This is a genomic window from Archaeoglobus sp., from assembly GCF_017656475.1.
Lineage (GTDB): Archaea > Halobacteriota > Archaeoglobi > Archaeoglobales > Archaeoglobaceae > Archaeoglobus.
This window is the reverse complement of the sequence record NZ_JACDNT010000015.1, coordinates 1-15,423: the sequence shown is the minus strand read 5'-3', so window position 1 is coordinate 15,423 and position 15,423 is coordinate 1. Positions and strand designations below refer to the sequence as shown.

23 protein-coding genes are annotated in these 15,423 nt (G+C 45.6%); 18 read left to right on the top strand and 5 right to left on the bottom strand.

Going from position 1 to position 15,423, the window contains the following annotated elements; all coding sequences use genetic code 11:
* The first annotated feature begins 19 nt into the window (after positions 1-19).
* Complete coding sequence (locus H0Z19_RS06070) at positions 20-1,138, top strand: metallophosphoesterase (protein ID WP_290724845.1); 1,119 nt, start codon at positions 20-22, stop codon at positions 1,136-1,138.
* On the opposite strand, the gene H0Z19_RS06065 is transcribed toward H0Z19_RS06070, so the two are convergent.
* Positions 1,135-1,608, bottom strand: coding sequence for an arginine decarboxylase, pyruvoyl-dependent (locus H0Z19_RS06065; RefSeq protein ID WP_290724842.1), 474 nt, complete (start codon positions 1,606-1,608; stop codon positions 1,135-1,137). The genes H0Z19_RS06070 and H0Z19_RS06065 overlap by 4 nt on opposite strands.
* 82 nt (positions 1,609-1,690) lie before the next feature.
* Between H0Z19_RS06065 and H0Z19_RS06060 the strand changes: the two genes are divergently transcribed.
* The gene (locus H0Z19_RS06060; RefSeq protein WP_290724840.1) at positions 1,691-2,530 is read left to right on the top strand and encodes a CBS domain-containing protein; all 840 of its coding nucleotides are present in this window, start codon (positions 1,691-1,693) and stop codon (positions 2,528-2,530) included.
* On the opposite strand, the gene tmk is transcribed toward H0Z19_RS06060, so the two are convergent.
* Entirely contained in the window at positions 2,504-3,088 is a 585-nt protein-coding gene (gene tmk, locus H0Z19_RS06055; RefSeq protein WP_290724838.1) for a dTMP kinase, read from the bottom strand. The genes H0Z19_RS06060 and tmk overlap by 27 nt on opposite strands.
* 30 nt (positions 3,089-3,118) lie before the next feature.
* Positions 3,119-3,376 (bottom strand): MazG nucleotide pyrophosphohydrolase domain-containing protein, encoded by a 258-nt coding sequence (locus H0Z19_RS06050; RefSeq protein WP_290724835.1) that lies wholly within the window; start codon positions 3,374-3,376, stop codon positions 3,119-3,121.
* Positions 3,377-3,473: 97 nt separating this feature from the next.
* Here H0Z19_RS06050 and H0Z19_RS06045 point away from each other — a divergent pair, with 97 nt between their 5' ends.
* The 6 genes from H0Z19_RS06045 to H0Z19_RS06020 are packed head-to-tail and all read left to right on the top strand — an operon-like array spanning position 3,474 to position 6,239.
* A complete protein-coding gene (locus tag H0Z19_RS06045) occupies positions 3,474-3,878 on the top strand; it encodes a hypothetical protein (protein ID WP_290724832.1) in 405 nt (134 codons plus the stop codon).
* Positions 3,845-4,369, top strand: a complete 525-nt coding sequence (locus tag H0Z19_RS06040; RefSeq protein ID WP_290724829.1) for an NIP7 N-terminal domain-related protein — start codon at positions 3,845-3,847, stop codon at positions 4,367-4,369. The genes H0Z19_RS06045 and H0Z19_RS06040 overlap by 34 nt, the downstream gene beginning before the upstream one ends.
* Positions 4,370-4,408: 39 nt before the next feature.
* Positions 4,409-4,660 (top strand): 50S ribosomal protein L37Ae, encoded by a 252-nt coding sequence (gene rpl37A, locus H0Z19_RS06035; RefSeq protein WP_290724826.1) that lies wholly within the window; start codon positions 4,409-4,411, stop codon positions 4,658-4,660.
* Positions 4,661-4,663: 3 nt separating this feature from the next.
* The gene (locus tag H0Z19_RS06030; protein ID WP_290724824.1) at positions 4,664-4,804 is read left to right on the top strand and encodes a DNA-directed RNA polymerase subunit P; all 141 of its coding nucleotides are present in this window, start codon (positions 4,664-4,666) and stop codon (positions 4,802-4,804) included.
* Between the two features lie 11 nt (positions 4,805-4,815).
* Positions 4,816-5,223: a DUF126 domain-containing protein gene (locus tag H0Z19_RS06025; protein WP_365892467.1), complete on the top strand. Its 408-nt coding sequence runs from the start codon at positions 4,816-4,818 to the stop codon at positions 5,221-5,223.
* A complete protein-coding gene (locus H0Z19_RS06020) occupies positions 5,220-6,239 on the top strand; it encodes a site-2 protease family protein (protein ID WP_290724820.1) in 1,020 nt (339 codons plus the stop codon). Before H0Z19_RS06025 ends, H0Z19_RS06020 begins: the two co-directional genes overlap by 4 nt.
* On the opposite strand, the gene H0Z19_RS06015 is transcribed toward H0Z19_RS06020, so the two are convergent.
* Positions 6,232-6,708: a hypothetical protein gene (locus H0Z19_RS06015; RefSeq protein WP_290724817.1), complete on the bottom strand. Its 477-nt coding sequence runs from the start codon at positions 6,706-6,708 to the stop codon at positions 6,232-6,234. The genes H0Z19_RS06020 and H0Z19_RS06015 overlap by 8 nt on opposite strands.
* Positions 6,709-6,830: 122 nt before the next feature.
* On the opposite strand from H0Z19_RS06015, the gene H0Z19_RS06010 reads away from it, so the two are divergent.
* Positions 6,831-7,940 (top strand): M20 family metallopeptidase, encoded by a 1,110-nt coding sequence (locus H0Z19_RS06010; RefSeq protein WP_290724815.1) that lies wholly within the window; start codon positions 6,831-6,833, stop codon positions 7,938-7,940.
* Here H0Z19_RS06010 and H0Z19_RS06005 read toward each other — a convergent pair.
* A complete protein-coding gene (locus H0Z19_RS06005; protein WP_290724813.1) occupies positions 7,927-9,126 on the bottom strand; it encodes a methionine adenosyltransferase in 1,200 nt (399 codons plus the stop codon). The two genes, H0Z19_RS06010 and H0Z19_RS06005, sit on opposite strands and share 14 nt — an antisense overlap.
* A gap of 256 nt (positions 9,127-9,382) precedes the next feature.
* Here H0Z19_RS06005 and H0Z19_RS12025 point away from each other — a divergent pair, with 256 nt between their 5' ends.
* From H0Z19_RS12025 to H0Z19_RS05965, 9 genes are all read left to right on the top strand, one after another.
* Entirely contained in the window at positions 9,383-9,550 is a 168-nt protein-coding gene (locus H0Z19_RS12025; protein ID WP_365892456.1) for a helix-turn-helix domain-containing protein, read from the top strand.
* A 382-nt stretch (positions 9,551-9,932) separates the two neighbouring features.
* A complete protein-coding gene (locus H0Z19_RS06000) occupies positions 9,933-10,451 on the top strand; it encodes a hypothetical protein (protein WP_290724812.1) in 519 nt (172 codons plus the stop codon).
* A 28-nt stretch (positions 10,452-10,479) separates the two neighbouring features.
* Positions 10,480-11,331: a CARDB domain-containing protein gene (locus H0Z19_RS05995; protein WP_290724811.1), complete on the top strand. Its 852-nt coding sequence runs from the start codon at positions 10,480-10,482 to the stop codon at positions 11,329-11,331.
* Complete coding sequence (locus tag H0Z19_RS05990; RefSeq protein ID WP_290724810.1) at positions 11,328-11,843, top strand: ATP-binding cassette domain-containing protein; 516 nt, start codon at positions 11,328-11,330, stop codon at positions 11,841-11,843. Before H0Z19_RS05995 ends, H0Z19_RS05990 begins: the two co-directional genes overlap by 4 nt.
* 16 nt (positions 11,844-11,859) lie before the next feature.
* Positions 11,860-12,105: a hypothetical protein gene (locus H0Z19_RS05985; RefSeq protein ID WP_290724808.1), complete on the top strand. Its 246-nt coding sequence runs from the start codon at positions 11,860-11,862 to the stop codon at positions 12,103-12,105.
* Between the two features lie 187 nt (positions 12,106-12,292).
* Positions 12,293-12,706, top strand: a complete 414-nt coding sequence (locus H0Z19_RS05980) for a hypothetical protein (protein WP_290724806.1) — start codon at positions 12,293-12,295, stop codon at positions 12,704-12,706.
* On the top strand, positions 12,664-13,332 hold the full coding sequence (locus H0Z19_RS05975) for a transposase (protein WP_290724804.1): 669 nt from the start codon (positions 12,664-12,666) through the stop codon (positions 13,330-13,332). The genes H0Z19_RS05980 and H0Z19_RS05975 overlap by 43 nt, the downstream gene beginning before the upstream one ends.
* Before the next feature lie 141 nt (positions 13,333-13,473).
* Positions 13,474-13,998 carry an FtsX-like permease family protein gene (locus H0Z19_RS05970; protein WP_290724802.1) on the top strand — a complete coding sequence of 175 codons (525 nt, stop codon included), beginning with the start codon at positions 13,474-13,476 and terminating at the stop codon, positions 13,996-13,998.
* A gap of 128 nt (positions 13,999-14,126) precedes the next feature.
* A complete protein-coding gene (locus H0Z19_RS05965; protein WP_290724800.1) occupies positions 14,127-15,365 on the top strand; it encodes a nickel-dependent lactate racemase in 1,239 nt (412 codons plus the stop codon).
* Positions 15,366-15,423: the final 58 nt, after the last annotated feature.

Here is a 15,423-nt window from a genome sequence, read left to right as displayed (position 1 = left end):
AGAATATAACCAGAATAACATGAAAATCGTTCACATCTCAGACCTTCATTTTGGTGAGGAGCTGATAAGGGAAAAGGTCGAAAAGGCCGTGAGGCAGATTAACGAGATTGAACCTGATATCGTCATAATCACCGGTGACCTCTCCTGCTGGGGAATCCATTCCGAGATGAGGGATGCCTACGAAACACTGCTTGACCTGAAGCCTGATTTTATCGCAGTTCCTGGAAACCACGATGCCAGGAACATAGGTTACGAGTTCTTCCAGCTTTACTTTGGAGAGACCAAAAAGTACTGGAAGAACGACGTCGTGGCGTTAATAGCTGCCGATAGCACCCAGCCCGATCTGGATGACGGATACATCGGAAAGGAGCAGAGGGACTGGATTGTGAGCAAGGTCAAAAGGGACAGGTTCAACATTCTTGCTTTGCACCACCACATAGTTCCAATCCCGAAGACGGGCAGGGAGAGAAACGTCCTCATCGATGCGGGAGAGATGGTCGAGCTTTTAATTGCGAATGGCATCAGTGCTGTGCTTGCAGGTCACAGGCACATGCCCTACTCCATCAGGCTTATGAGGACGCACATACTCCATGCAGGCACTCTCGGCTCTTTCAAGGTTCTCGGCATGCCGGATCAAAACTACAACGTCATAGAACTCAAGGACAACACGCTAACCCTTAAGCTGAGGTTCGTAGATTACGGAGAAGTGGAGATTGGAAGATACACAATCAACCCCGAAACGCCGGAGTCTGTCGACATTTACCACAGAATAGCTAAGCCAAAGAAGGTGCTGTTCCTTTCCAGAAACAACGACTGCAGAACGAAAATGGCTGAAGCGATATTCAACTACCTCTCCCCGAACAACATGCTTGCAGTCAGTGCTGGAATCGAGCCTGCTGAGGACTTAGACTTGAGAGCGGTTGCGGCAATGAGGGAGCTTGGACTCAAAATCAATGGTAAGCCGAGAATGTTCAGCAAGGAAATGGCTGACGACTTTGATGTTATCATAGAATTTGACGAGCTTGGAATTGGAGAGTACTGGGATGTCAGGAAACCCTCAACTACGGAAGACTACAAGGAGGTCAGGAGCGAAATATGGAGAAGAGTTGAGGAGCTTGTGAGGAGACTTCTGGCTTAAATAACAAAAACAGCAGCAGCAACGGCTGTTGTAAATTTTTCAACCCTTCCTCTTGCAGTTATTCCGAATGTTCTTGCCACCTTGCCTCCCTGTGTTTTCAGCATCTCCTCAGCAAGCTTTTTGGCATGCTTCTCTGCCCCCTCATACCACACTCCGCTGTGCTCCGCTATGTATCCGTTTAAATTATCGTCTTCAGGAAATGCCGCTCCGACGCTGGCAAAAATCTCAGCTCCCTCATCATTGCTTGTGTGCCTCGCCATAACGCAAAAGACGATCTCTCCGGGGCTCAGCTTCTTCAGTCCCTCTTCCTTGCTGACAACTCTGCAGTTTGGTGGGACGATGCTGCTCACTGGAACGAGGTTGAATCTCTCTATTCCAGCATCCCTCAATGCCAGTTCGAAGCTAACTAATGCGTCCTCATGCCTGCCTATCCCTGAAACGAAGAAGACCTCTTTTGGAATCAGTGCCATACCGCCATGCCTAAGGGAGCGGAATTTAACTTTACCCTCGCTGATGAAAAACTATTTATCTCAAATGAATTATCGAGATGCAATGAAAGCTGCGGAGATTATGAACTCGAATGTAATTTACGCAACTCTTCCAAGTACAAGAGACAAGGTACTTGAATTATTCAAAAAATATGAAATATCAGCCGTTCCTGTTCTAAAAAACTCAGAGCTGGTTGGAATAGTAACAAGGAAGGACATTTTGAGAAAAATTGAGGAGAACCAGCTTGCCCTCCTGATGACTCCAAATCCCACCACGGTTGATGCTGATGCAGATGTAAAGGAGGTTGTGAAGATTCTCACCTCAACACCGTTCAGGAGGCTTCCGGTGGTCAAGAATGGAAAGCTGGTTGGGATAATAACAGTCAGAGATATAGTGAAGAAGATAGCTGAAATGAACGTGGAGAAGCCAGTCAGAGATTACATAACACCCCATATCGTGTGTGTATGGGAGGAGACACCTCTGAACGTGGTCGGAGAGATTATGAGGCTCTCCAACTCAGAGTTTGTTGGCATACTCAACGAGAACGATGAGCTTGTCGGAGTGATTGACGAGAAAATCATGCTCACCGAAACACTCATCGAGGACTTCATAGAACAGACCGCATACTCTTCCTCAAGCGACACTGATGATAACTGGAGCTGGGATTCGGTGAGAGATTATACGGTGAAGTATTTCGAGGTGAGTGTTGTAAAGCTGCCAAAAGAGCCGGTTAAGAACTTCATGAAGAAGCCGGAATTCGTGTACCCACAAACCAGCGTTTCCAAATGTGCAAGAAGGATGGTCAGGAGCGATCTCGACTACATCCCCGTGCTTGACTCGGAGAACAGGCTCGTGGGGACTGTGAGGGACAAAGACCTAATCAAGGTTCTGCTTGAGCTTTGAGTCAATAATTTTCTTCACATCTTCCTTAACTTTTTCAAGCGGTTTTGAAGCATCAACCACAACCGTTGTTTCATCCATATTTTCCAGAAAGCACTTCCTTACTTTTCTCAGGTAGTCTAGCCTCTCAAACGGTGAGAGTTTGCCCCTCCTCTTCACCCTCTCTAAGGCTATTTTGGGCTCTACATCAAGCAGTATCGTTAAGTCCGGTTTTGGAGCAATTTTTTCGTTCATCTCCCTGATTAGTTTGGCATCGATGCCCCTTGCCGACTGGTAGGCTATGTTTGATAGATAATATCTGTCCATAACAACAACATATCCCTTCTGCAGAGCGGGGAGTATGTTGTTCTTCACATCAATCTCTCTATCTTTCAAAAAAAGCTCCAGTTCTTCTTCCGGCGATAACCTATCTTCTGAATTCTTTATTTTCTTTCCGTACTCGCTCTCGCCCGGCTCCTTGAACACCTTTACCTTACACCCTCTCTGCCTGAGCAGTTCTGCAATGTATGAAGAAATCGTTGTTTTTCCAGCACCATCAATGCCCTCAACAGCGATGAGCATTAATGGTAATTCCTATCATCGTATATATTCTTAACCGAGATAGGTCAGCTTACCCCAGAGATACATGCAGAAGTTCGCCACATCTAAAAGCTCATCCTTGAGATTCTCGTCATCTCCCTTATCAACCGCTCCCCTTAGCTCCTCTATTTCCTCAAACAGCCTACTCAATAGCTGCTCTCTGGGAAAATCATACCACGGCTGCGGGGTGTTGCCGGGTTTGTTTACCCTCTTCATGTACTTTGCGTACATCTCTTTAATAAATTTCTCCGCAAGCTGAGAGTAGTCCATGAAAAAGCTATGCGGCAAGGATTAAAGTATATTGTAAATGATTAATTGCTAAATTGACCGAAAGTTATAAATGGGGATTGATTACAGAATATGGACGATGTACAGGTACCCGGTGGAGGTTATAGCGGACACATATCTTAGCAGGGTTGGGGGGTATAGCTACGAGCTTGACAGAAATGAGATTGGAATAAACGCCAGGGCTCTTGAGATGAACACCTCTATTATTGCGAACGAGACCCTTGCTACCCTGAAGAGGTTTGAGGAGATTCGCCCATACTTCTTGAGAAGAAAATTTGTTGTGGTTGGTATAGAGGAAAACATGGACTGCTACGAGATGACCCCAAATGGGGAGGTCGTGTTGCCTGAAGAGATAGAAGGAAGCATGGAAGTTGGAGAGAGTGTGATTGTCAACACGGTTGAGGCTTTCAGGATAGATGGGGATTACAGCAAGGTTGTAAGGGCGATTAAATGGCGTTTAGACAGCCAAATAACAAGGAACTGAAAGTAATAAAAAAAGCCATTAACTACTTCGGTTCAATCGATTTTTTGGATAAATACTCCATTCTTATCAGAGGAAGTGAAAAAAAGGAGGTCTATGCGGTTTCAAAGGAGCTTTGCGGGATGATTGCGGAACTGAATCCTTATTATGTAGGGGTTAAAATAGGGGAAGTGGGACGGAGGTTTAGATTCTCCCTTGAAGGAACTTTCTGGCTGCTGAAAAACAACAGGAACAGGTTATGGGTGAATGAGAGAGGAGAGATGCTTTTTCTCTACGGCAGAGACATCTTTGCGGGCTCGGTTGAGAAGACTACAGAGTTCGGCGAAAATTCAATAGTTTTTGTTTGCAACAAACACAACGACGTTCTCGGAATAGGGAGAAGCAGGTACTCATCAGATAAACTAGATAGCCTTCCTGAAGACAGAGTGTTTGTCGAAAACTTGGTTGACAGAGGTGAGTACCTGAGACATCAGAAGACCTATCTGTCCTTTTAGTGGAAAACGTTTAAATGCAATGCATGCCATGCAGTCTGTATGAGCAGAACGAAGAAAGTGAAGTCAGCAGGCAAGTTCGGACCAAGATACGGCCTCAGAGTCAGAAGGACATGGCTGGAGATTGAGGCTGTTCAGAGGCAAAAGTATGTCTGCAAGAGATGCGGTAAAAAAGCGGTGAAAAGGGCAGGAACCGGAATATGGGAATGCAAGCACTGCGGATATAAGTTTGCCGGAGGTTGCTACCAGCCTGTAACGCCGGGAGGAAAGCTCGTTGAAAAGTCGGTGGGGTAACGGATGTCCTACATCTGTCTGATTTGCGGGGCTGAGGTGGATATTGACACTGAAAAAAGCCTCGTGCAGTGCACGAACTGCGGAGGAAGGATACTCATCAAGCCCCGCCCCCTTGCTAAAAAGAAGAGGGTAAAAGCCATATAACATAACAACTCATTTTATTTGTGAAGTTCGCCTGCAGAGCAATAACCAGAGGTAGAGCAGAGGGTGAAGCTTTAGTAACAAAAGAATACATCTCTTTTCTCGGTGGGATTGATAAAGAGACTGGTGTTGTCAACGAAGACTGTGAGATAAAGGGAAAAAGCGTAGCAGGGAAGGTTCTGATTTTTCCGGGAGGTAAGGGCTCAACTGTCGGCACCTACGTTTTGCTCAACCTCAAAAAGAAAGGAATTGCTCCAAAGGCAATCATAAACAAAAAAACTGAAACGATAATCGCCGTGGGTGCTGCAATGGCCGAAATACCTCTTGTGGAGGTAAGAGACGAGAGCTTTTTTGAAATTGTAAAAACGGGAGACCGTGTGATTGTTAACGCTGATGAGGGGTATATAGAGCTGGTACAATGAACCTGAAAGACGAGATAGAGAAACACTTCCGGATTTACGGCGAGGAAATAATTGGGAAAACAATCAGGTTTTACGTTGTACCAATCTCACCTGAGAGCGAAATCAGAAAGCTGTTACATCTCCTCTCGCAAAACTACGAAGTGGGTTTGAGGTATCACTACGGTGAGCTAGTCTTAGAGGTTAAAGAGGTTGAAAGGAAGGAAAACTACACCATTAACATCATCCTCTTCATCGCGACATTGATAACTACCACCGCTGTTGGGTCAACGTTCTATGGTGAGGAAATAAACATTGCAGGAGGTCTGATGTTCTCCCTCGCCATCATGTTCGTCCTCGGCAGCCATGAAATGGGGCACTACTTCGCTGCGAAAAGATGGAATATGAAAACATCCCTACCGTACTTCATCCCTTTCCCCACCATCATAGGAACGCTTGGGGCGGTAATCAGACACAGGGGAATAATCCCTAACAGAAGAGCTCTATTTGACGTTGGTGTGAGCGGGCCGATAACAGGTATTGCTGCATCGATAATAGTCGTTTTGATTGGTCTCCAGCTTCCCTACGAGCTTACATCACCTCCTACGATTTACATCGGCACTCCACCTATCTTCGACGCAATCCTTTACATTACGAACTACCAGAAAGAGGCTATCCACCCGGTTGCGTTTGCCGGCTGGGTTGGTTTCTTCGTTACGTTCTTGAACATGATACCCGTTGGCCAGCTTGATGGAGGGCATGTGCTGAGAGCAATGCTGGGAGAGAGGAGCGAAGTAATCTCAAAAGCAGTTCCTTTTCTGCTCTTTGCCTACGGGTTTGCCATTATGGCACAGCTAAATCAGCCAAACTCAGTCTGGTTTTTCTGGGGTTTCATATCTTTCTTCTTCTCCATGCAGAGACATCCCAAACCGGCTGATGATGAAACTCCGCTGGATTTGAGAAGGTATGTTCTTGGCATCATCGCTTTCATACTGGCTTTTCTCTGCTTCACTCCTGTACCGTTTTACTCAATTAAGTGAACGTCGTGTTTACGGACTCCATGAGCTTTATTAGGAACTCCACCTGTGCTTTAAACATGCCTGCAAGGCTGTCTGCCAATTTTTCAGTCTCCTGTGGATTGTTCTTTAGATAGTCGTAAACTCCTTTCTGAAGGTATGTTAAACCCTTCGTGCCGTCTGGGTCTCCGAAAACCGTGGTGGCGTTGCTGCCTAAGTAGTTGATGGCGATTGAGAAGTTTTTCATCGCCGAGACGTTGTGCTGCGTTGCATTCAGGACTTCCTGAATTGCAAAGCTGTTCCAGTAGTTTGAGACTAGACCACCATATATTAATCCCCAAACGTTCGAGAAGTTAAGGTTCGCTCCCTCAGACACAAGAGAGGTGTTGGTTGATGAAACAACCAGAAGGGTGAAGAAGTTCTTGAGTATTTCAAAATTTAGATCCAAGGTTGCAATGATTATGCGCGAGAACTCCTCAATGGACACTGCCATTGTAAATGTTTGAAAACGTAGATTTAATAAATTTTACGGATAAATCATGTAATTCACTATTATAATGATAAGTTGCAAAAGGTTAGGGTAACAGCTATTAATGACGCTCATCTGCTAATCACATGGATCCACTTCAGATAACGAAGGATCTTGTCAAAATCGACACCCGCAACCCACCCGGTAAAACAGCTGAGGCAGTGGAGTATCTCTCAGAGCTTTTTTCGTCCTTTGAGCAGAAAGTTTATGCAAAAGAGGAAGGGAAAGAGAATCTTGTCGTTTACATCCGCAAGGGAAAGCCTGAACTCATGCTCACTTCTCACCTCGACACCGTTCCTGCTGGAGATGAGCTGCTAAATCCGGTGATAGTTGATGGGAAGCTTTACGGAAGGGGTAGCTGTGACGCCAAGGGGTGTGTAGCGGCAATCTGTTCGGCAGCGCAAATAGAGCCTGAATGTGGTCTCAAGCTCGCTTTTACATCTGATGAAGAGGTTGGCGGTGTAAACGGCCTCGGATATGTTTTTGAGAGAGAGAAAGCAGATGCGGTTGTTGTTGGAGAGCCGACCGGGAGCGACAAAATTGGAGTTTTGCAAGCTGCAGTTCTGGCCATTGACATCGAGTTTAAGGGAAATTCCGGTCATACAGCCTCACATGATGCGATAGAGGGTGCGATTTACAGAGCCTCACAGTACATAGTTGAGAAGGTTGAGTCGTTCAGAAGGCTTGAAGGGGCGTATGAGGCATACAGAGAATTTTTCGAAGGTCTTGGAATGGAGTTTCTGATTAAAAGTTGGCATGCGGTCTTCAATCCCTCTATGATCAGAGGTGGTGTGAAGAGGAACGTTGTTGCACCTAAGTGCACGGTTTATGCCGACGTAAGATTTGCCCCATGGATCAGTATCGAGGATGTGAGGAGAGAACTCTATGCTGACGACGTGGAATTCAGAGTGGAGGGCTTTTTACAACCTTATGGTGTCAAAAGTGATAGAGTTAGGCTGGAGGATGACGTCAGGCTCCTGAAAATTATGGTTGAAGCAATAGTTGAAGAGGGGCTGAAGCCGAAGGCTGTGTTCTCCTTAGGAGTTGGGGACACGAGGCACGTCAGAAAGCACGGAATACCTGCTTTTTACCTCGGCCCTGGTGGGGGAAATTTACATGGAGAGAACGAATTCGTCTACGTGGATGAGCTTTACAGGACGGCTAAAATTTATCAAAATATAATTAGAAGGTTCTGACTCTCCCCTCAATTACCATGTCTGTTATTTTGCCAACGTTGGCAATCATTTCCTCTGCTATTTCTCTTGCTGGCTTCTCAATCTTAGATATGTCGTATCCGCTCTTCGGAATTACCTGAACGCTCAGAGCCTTTGGCTCGTTTATCGGCTTCCCTATCTGGCTGAGGATCCTCACGTAAACTTCTTCAACTCCTTCTACCTCTTCAGCAATTCTCGACGCTATCTGGTTTGCCAGCAGGTTGTAAATCTTCCCGACGTGGTTGATTGGATTTTTACCGCTGCTTGCCTCCATGCTCATCGGTCTTCCTGGAGTGATGAGACCGTTGCACCTGTTGCCTCTCCCAACACTTCCATCATCACCATTCTCCGCTGATGTTCCTGTCACAGTCAGATAGACGCAGCCAGTCTCGTAATCATCAGCAGTGTTGACGAAAACTTCCACATCCCTTTCAGTGTACTCGTTCGAGATATCTTTAACGAAGTTCTCAAGCTCCTCTTTGATTGCATCGTATTCTTTGATGTTTGCGACGTATCTGTCAACGAATGCTGCGGCGATTGTCAAGGAGATTTTGTCCTTCTCCCTCAACCCCATGACCTTTACGTCTTCCCCTATTGCCGGGTTCGCCTTTCTGAACTCCTCATAAATCCTCCTTTCCACATTTAGAACAAGTTGCTCAGTTTCAGAAAGAGGAGCAAAACCTATGCCGAACGACGTGTCGTTGGCAAGAGCAACGTTCCCGCTTTTTCTCCTGAAAACATCCTGCAAATCCGTACTGCCTTCGCCCAGCCTGACGTTGAATACAACATCAAGCTCGGGGTCAAGGTTCTGCATGTGCTGCTTGATGTAGTCTCTTGCAGCTTTTAGAGCGATTTTGTCTGTAGGTATATACTCTCCATTAAAGAACTTCGTCGCTCTGCCGACTAGCAGGACATATATTGGCTCGATAACCTCCCCACCACCAAACTGTGGATTAGATCTACCAGCCACAATCTGCGTTTCGTCCGTGTTGTGGTGCAGAACCGCTCCGAACCTTCTGATGTACTCTTTGCTCAACTCTCTGCTCATCGCCTCTGCCATGCCATCGGCAAGGCTGTCTGGATGACCGATACCTTTTCTCTCCACTATTTCGATGACCTGCTTTTCCACAGGAGTGTGAACCAGTTCCTCAACGAACACGTTCGGCATAGACTCACCTGAACTCGGCTTGTGGAAGGAAATATAAAATTTGCACTTAATGGATTTAGTAAGGATTTGGGTCAAAGACACTCATCTCCAAGAAGTTGACCGGGTTGAAGGTTGTTAATTTCGAAGCTCCATGTAAGCTTCCGAAAGGATTTTAAAGAATCCAAGCAAAGCAGCCGATAAGAGAAAGTTTTGGCTGGGTGTTAAAGTAAAAAGAATGTTGCTGGAACAACGTACTTAGAGAAAAATTTTATATTTTTTGACCACTAGGTCAACATATACTGACCAGACAGTCAATATTCTTAACGCCGCTCTCAAACTCTACACGGCCAAACCACCTTATGAGGTGAGCCTCAGTGATGTTGCAAGAGAAGCTGGAGTCTCCAAGAGCCTTGTGTTATATCACTTCGGAGCAAGCAGAATTTGATTAGAGCAACCCTCCTGCAAATCATCAGAAGTCTGCTGGACGAGTTGAGTTTTGAAAGCGTCGAAGAACTCGTGGATTTTTGGATTAAATACATGAGGGAGAGAAGAAAACTGACAGAATTCATGCTCTACGCTTTAAACTTCCAGTCTGAGGACTTAAAAAAAGATATTAATAAGATGTTCGTAGAGAGCTTAGGCAGGATTTTGCCCTATTCAAGGAATGCAAATATCCCAAGGAAACTGCTCTCGCGCTTTCAGCAATGCTCGACGGGCTCACAATATACTCGGTCTACTCAGACATAGGGTCGTTGGAAAGATATAGAGAAATGGCTTTAAAATTTTTTTGAGAGGTGTGGGGAATGAGGTTGTTTTTGGTTTAGTTGTTGATGCTGTCCTTAATTGCCGTAACCTCTGCTCAGCCAGTGGTTACACTGAATTACCACACCAATCCATCCCAACCCTCTCCCGGTTACTTCGTGATCTCCATAGACATCACACATTCTGGAGATGTGGCGAAAGGACTTGAACTCACCGTTTGCGAAGAGGAGGACGGTTTCTACCTGATAGATCCCCGTTATGCGAAATCTTCAAGCATCCACCTGAGAATTGGTGACTTGACAACTGGAAGCACCTCTGCTCAGCTAAAGGCTTTTGCCGAAAAATCCGGGGTTTACTCCTTACACGTAACTCTCTCATACGTTAATGAGACAGGAGAAAGCTTTGGAATGAGTTCAGTTTTAACCCTTTTCGTCCATGAATCCCTCTTCCTGTTTACGGGAGAGAAAATAACCTTAAATCCGGGTGAAACAGTTGAAAAAAGCATCGAAATCAGGAATATGGGTGGGAAAATAGAGACTGCAACAGTCACGTTAGAATCATCCATGCACAACGTATCTTGTTGAGTCGTGGGAGAACGGAGAAGCGAAGAATGTGAGTCTGCAAATATCAGTGGATGATAACGCTGTTAAGGGCACATACACTGCCGATCTGGTTGTGAAATACAAAACGGAGTTCGGATACCAAGGAGAGGCAAGAATTCCAGTTATGGTTGAAGTACTCGCCGAGCCCCAGCTTGATCTGGAGGTAAAAACCATACCCGATAAAATTTACGCGAATTCTGACTTCACAATGAATGTTGCTGTGACAGCAAAAAACTCAGACCTGAAAGATGCTGTTGTCCAGCTTCAACTTCCAGATGGTTTTGAAGGAAAAAACAAAGAGATTCTGGGAGACTTGGAGGCAGGAGAGACAGCTTCTATAAACTTCTCCCTGAAGTCTCCGAAGGAGAGCGGGAGCTACGAATTAGTCTTGAGCTTCACTGGCAGTGGCTTCAGCCGTGATTACAGCATTCCAGTTTACGTTTCAGACTATGGGACGATATCAATTGACTTGGCCGGAGTTTACACATCTCCCCAGCGTATAGTTGATGGAAATGCGTTCAAGCTCTCCCTTCAAATAGAGAACAGCGGGGAGCAGGATGTGAAAGGTGTGGCGGTAAAGCTAAAGCTTCCGGAAGGTTTAGAGGGGGATAGTTACTTCATAGGCTCTCTTGAGAGCGGAGATTCCGCAACAGCTACCTTCGAGCTTAAGGCAAGTAAAGCGGGAAATCACGAAATTACGGCAGAGATCTCTTACCTTGACATGAGATTTGAAAAGCACACGGTTGAGAGGGAGTTTACCATTTACGTGTTTTCCGGTGAGTTTGAATGGGCCGCTTTTGCGGTTATTGTGCTGGTAATCTTAGGGATGACAATCTGGATCTATCGGAGGAGTAAAAGGTGATCGAACTCAGGGGAGTCTGGAAAACCTATGTCATGGGAAAGGTTGAGGTGAATGCGCTACGAGGTGTCGATCTGCAGGTCGAGAGGGGGGAGTTTGTTGTCGTGCTTAGCCCCTCAGGCTGCGGGAAGACAACGATGCTCAACATCATCAGTGGCATTGATCGTCCAACGAAGGGCAGAGTTATTTTTGATAGCAGAGACATTACGGACTACGACGATGATGCCCTGACAATGCACAGAAGAAGGAACGTTGGGTTTATTTTCCAGTTCTTCAACCTATTTCAGGCTTCAAGAGTTGACATAGTTAAGGCTCTGAGGGGCTATGTCGAAGAAACTTTTTCTGAAGGTCTGGCAGTCAAATTTGATGCAATCATCAACAGAATTTTGCGGACAAGGCTGATTTTCAGGATGGCTGTAAGAAATCTGGTCAGGAACCGGAAGAGAACGGCTATTTCTCTCTTCAGTCATTGTTGCCTGCACGTCCCTCATCCTGAACTCAATGGTTTTCGTTGATTCCTTTGATTACGTGATGCAGCTTCAGTTTGGGAAAGTTTACGCCTACGACATCAAAGTAAACCTGGATAGCTACGACGAAAAGCAAGTGCTTGAGGAGATAAGAAGGATGGATGGTGTTTTGCTCGCAGAGCCGCTTGTTGAGACGAGTATAGCTGTTGAGAAAGGTGGAAGCGTTGCATCAACCTTGCTTATCGCATCCAACTACCAGAAATCTATACAACGTTTACAATGCCGATGGGGAGAAGGTAATTCCGGATAAGGGTATATAGGGTGCTTACACAACCTTTAACCCAATCTCTTCCCTAACCTATCTAATCCACAAACAACAAGCAATCCAACCTTTCCACGCAAAGAGACATAACCAAACCTCTTTTCACAGGAAATAAACCGATTTAAAACCGAAAAAGTTATGTAGAAGGAGGCATAAGCCTCCTCCAGGTGAGAAAATGCAGATCCCGCTTGCAGTCGACCCAAACGACTACAGATGGCAATTGCTGAAAGAAATACTTAAGATTTTCGAAATGCGGAAGACAAAAAAGATCATAGCTAAATTCACCTCGCCAATAAAAACCGCGATCAACTGCCTGAAAGTTGTAATCACCTCAATGTTCTTCTCAACCAGAATCTCCCACGTGGTTGATGAATTGGAGAGAAGGAGCGAGTTAAGGGAGTTTCTCGGAGTGGAAGAGGTTCCAAAAACTGCTTGCATCTTCTCCTTCCTCTCCAGATTCAACTTAAACAGCTTTACAGCGATGATTCTCAGAATCCTGAACTCCGTCACAAGGAGAAGGCAGAGAAACACTCGTCTAATCGTTGATTGTATACTAGTGTTGACATCAACTGGTTCAGGAAACCTGTAAAGCAAAAAGATCTCGAAGGAAAGGATTACAGGTGGGGATATTCTGCAAAGGGGTTGTTTATTGGAATGAAACTCACTCTGGTTCTGGAGTATCCCACTCTAAAACCTCTGCTTTTCCTGCTGCATCCTGCAAACAGGCATGAAGCCAAGATTTTTCAGGAGGTGATGGATGAGCTGAAGAGGAGGAGAATAGTCAGGAACGGAGATATCGTAATTATGGATAAGGGGTTCTACGCGTACAGAAACTATTTAATGGGAGTAAACGAGTACAGGATTGTTCCTCTGATTTTTCCCAGAAGTAACTTCAATATAGGCAGGTTGGATGGAATTCTGAGCTATCCCTTAAGTATTTTCAGTTCTAAGATGTTAGAGAAGGAAATAAGGAGATTTAAGGCTCTAAAGGCTAAGCTGATGAATTTACTGCGAAGATGGGAGCATTTCAAGGCTGTGAGATCAGTCATTGAGGATGTGTTCAAACTCGCAAAATCATTCGGATTGAGGAGGTTGCATAGATATACGGGGAGATCTGTGTATAAGTTCGCTGCTTTGAATGTCCTTTTGGTGGGGGTGGTTGTTGCTCTGGGTTTCAGGGAAAAGAGGGTGTTGCAGAGGTTGGCTGAGATGTGATCTGGTAAGGACCCTAACGGAATTTGGTAAACTAAAGGCTGAAGTTGGAGGATTGGAGTTAATACCGCTCCTTTCCGTTGCAACTGCAAGCCTTGACTATTTTAATGAAATTTCAGGCGTGGATGGGTTCAATACAATTTCGTGGATGCTGAGGATGGCAGAATCAACGAAGTGGCGGAGAAAATCAGAGAAATGGATGGGGTTAGGAAAGTTAGCACAATTCAGGAGGCAGAGAAATCCATCGGAGAGCTAATGGGCTTCTTCTACGCCTTCATCACCTTCTCGCTCATGTTTGGCGCCTCGCTGGGCTTTGCGTCAATCTTCAACACGACAAGTATAAATGTTATAGAGAGAAGCAGGGAGTTCGCGACACTCAGAATGCTCGGATACACTCCGAGAGAAATCACGCTTTCGCTGGTATTTGAAAGCGCGTTTATCGGGATTTTGGGACTTGCAATAGGACTTCCTGTAGCCTATGCGACGGCATACGTCTTATTTACGTCTTTCGAAAGTGAACTCTACTACCTTCCGATGTTGATCTTTCCCAGAACTTACGCTTTCACGGTTGTTGCTGTTTATTTGGTAGTCTTACCCGCTTTGTTCCCATCAGCCAAACACATTTCAAAAATGGACATTGCAAAGGTGACGAAGGAAGTGGTGAGCTGATTATTCAACCACTTTCTCAGTTCAGACAGAATATCGAGGAGAGAATTTGAAATCCCAAGAGTAGAACACTATTTGGAATCCAGATTAAAAAGCAACAACCGTTTTATACTAAAAATTAACTTTAAAACATGATTGAATTTCCGAGCAACATATGGTATGGGGATGAGCCCCTTATTTTCGAGCCGCCAGAAAGCTGGGATGTTAGCGTTTTCATGATGGCTGGAGACTCTGCCAGTGAGGTTGGGGATGAAGGAGTATTAAGGGCTTTAAGGGAGCCAATCGGGCAGAAAGCGCTCTCAAAGCTTGCTGAAGAGAGGAGAGAGGCAGTTATAATCTTCGACGATATGACGAGGCCGACGAAACTTGAAAGAATTTCCAAGGCTGTTATAGAGGAGCTAAGGAGAGGAGGAGTTTCCGATGAGAACATCACGTTCGTCTGCGCTAACGGTGCACACGGCACCTACGACAGAGATGACTTTGCCAAGAAGCTGGGCGAGGAGGTGGTTGAAAACTATCCCGTCTTCAACCACAATCCCCTCGCCAATCTTGACTATCTGGGCGAAACCTCTGCCGGCACACCTGTTGAGATCAACTCGGAAGTTATGAGCTACTCTCTCAAAATAGGCCTTGGATGCATTCTTCCGCATCCTCAGTTCGGATACAGCGGTGGAGCGAAGATCGTTCTGCCGGGAGTGGCGGGGATTAGGAGCATAGCGTACAACCATGGAGTTATAGGGGGGTGGAGCGCTGCAACTGCTGTTAGAGAGCTTCATCCCACATGCCAGATGGCCTATGGGAGAGTGAATGAAGAGAATGTAATGCGTAAGGATGCCGAGGAGGCTGCGAGGATGGCAAAGTTTGACTTTGTAGTTAATACGCTCGTAAACACGAGGAGGGAGAACACCCACATCTTTGCCGGAGATATCATTGAGGCTCAGAGGAAGGGTGTTGAGGAGGCTAGGAAGCACTACGCCACACAGGTGGGATTTGAGTTTGATGTTGTTATTTCCAATGCATATAGCAAGGCAAGCGAGGCGGCAATAGCTACATGGCCGACTCTCTGCTTAAAGCAAGGCGGAACTCTTGTTATAGTCTGCAACTCGAAGACAGGGCAGATCAGCCACTACATTCATGGAAGGTGGGGTATTAGGAGGAAAGGTGGATTTCTTTACCTCCCACCTCCTGAGACCCTAAAGAGGGCTGGAAAGGTTATATTCGTCTCGCAATACCAGGAGAAACAGCCCTGGCTTGAGGTTTACGAGGAGGTTGTGAGAGTAAAAACTTTGGAAGAGATGGTGGAGGAAGTTGGGAAAGATAAGAAAAAGGTGGCCGTTTTCCCTGACTCGACGATTCAGAAGCCTTTTTAATTTTTGTCTTTTCCCGAAATTATTTCCCACTCTAACAAACCTCGATGTGAAACTTGAC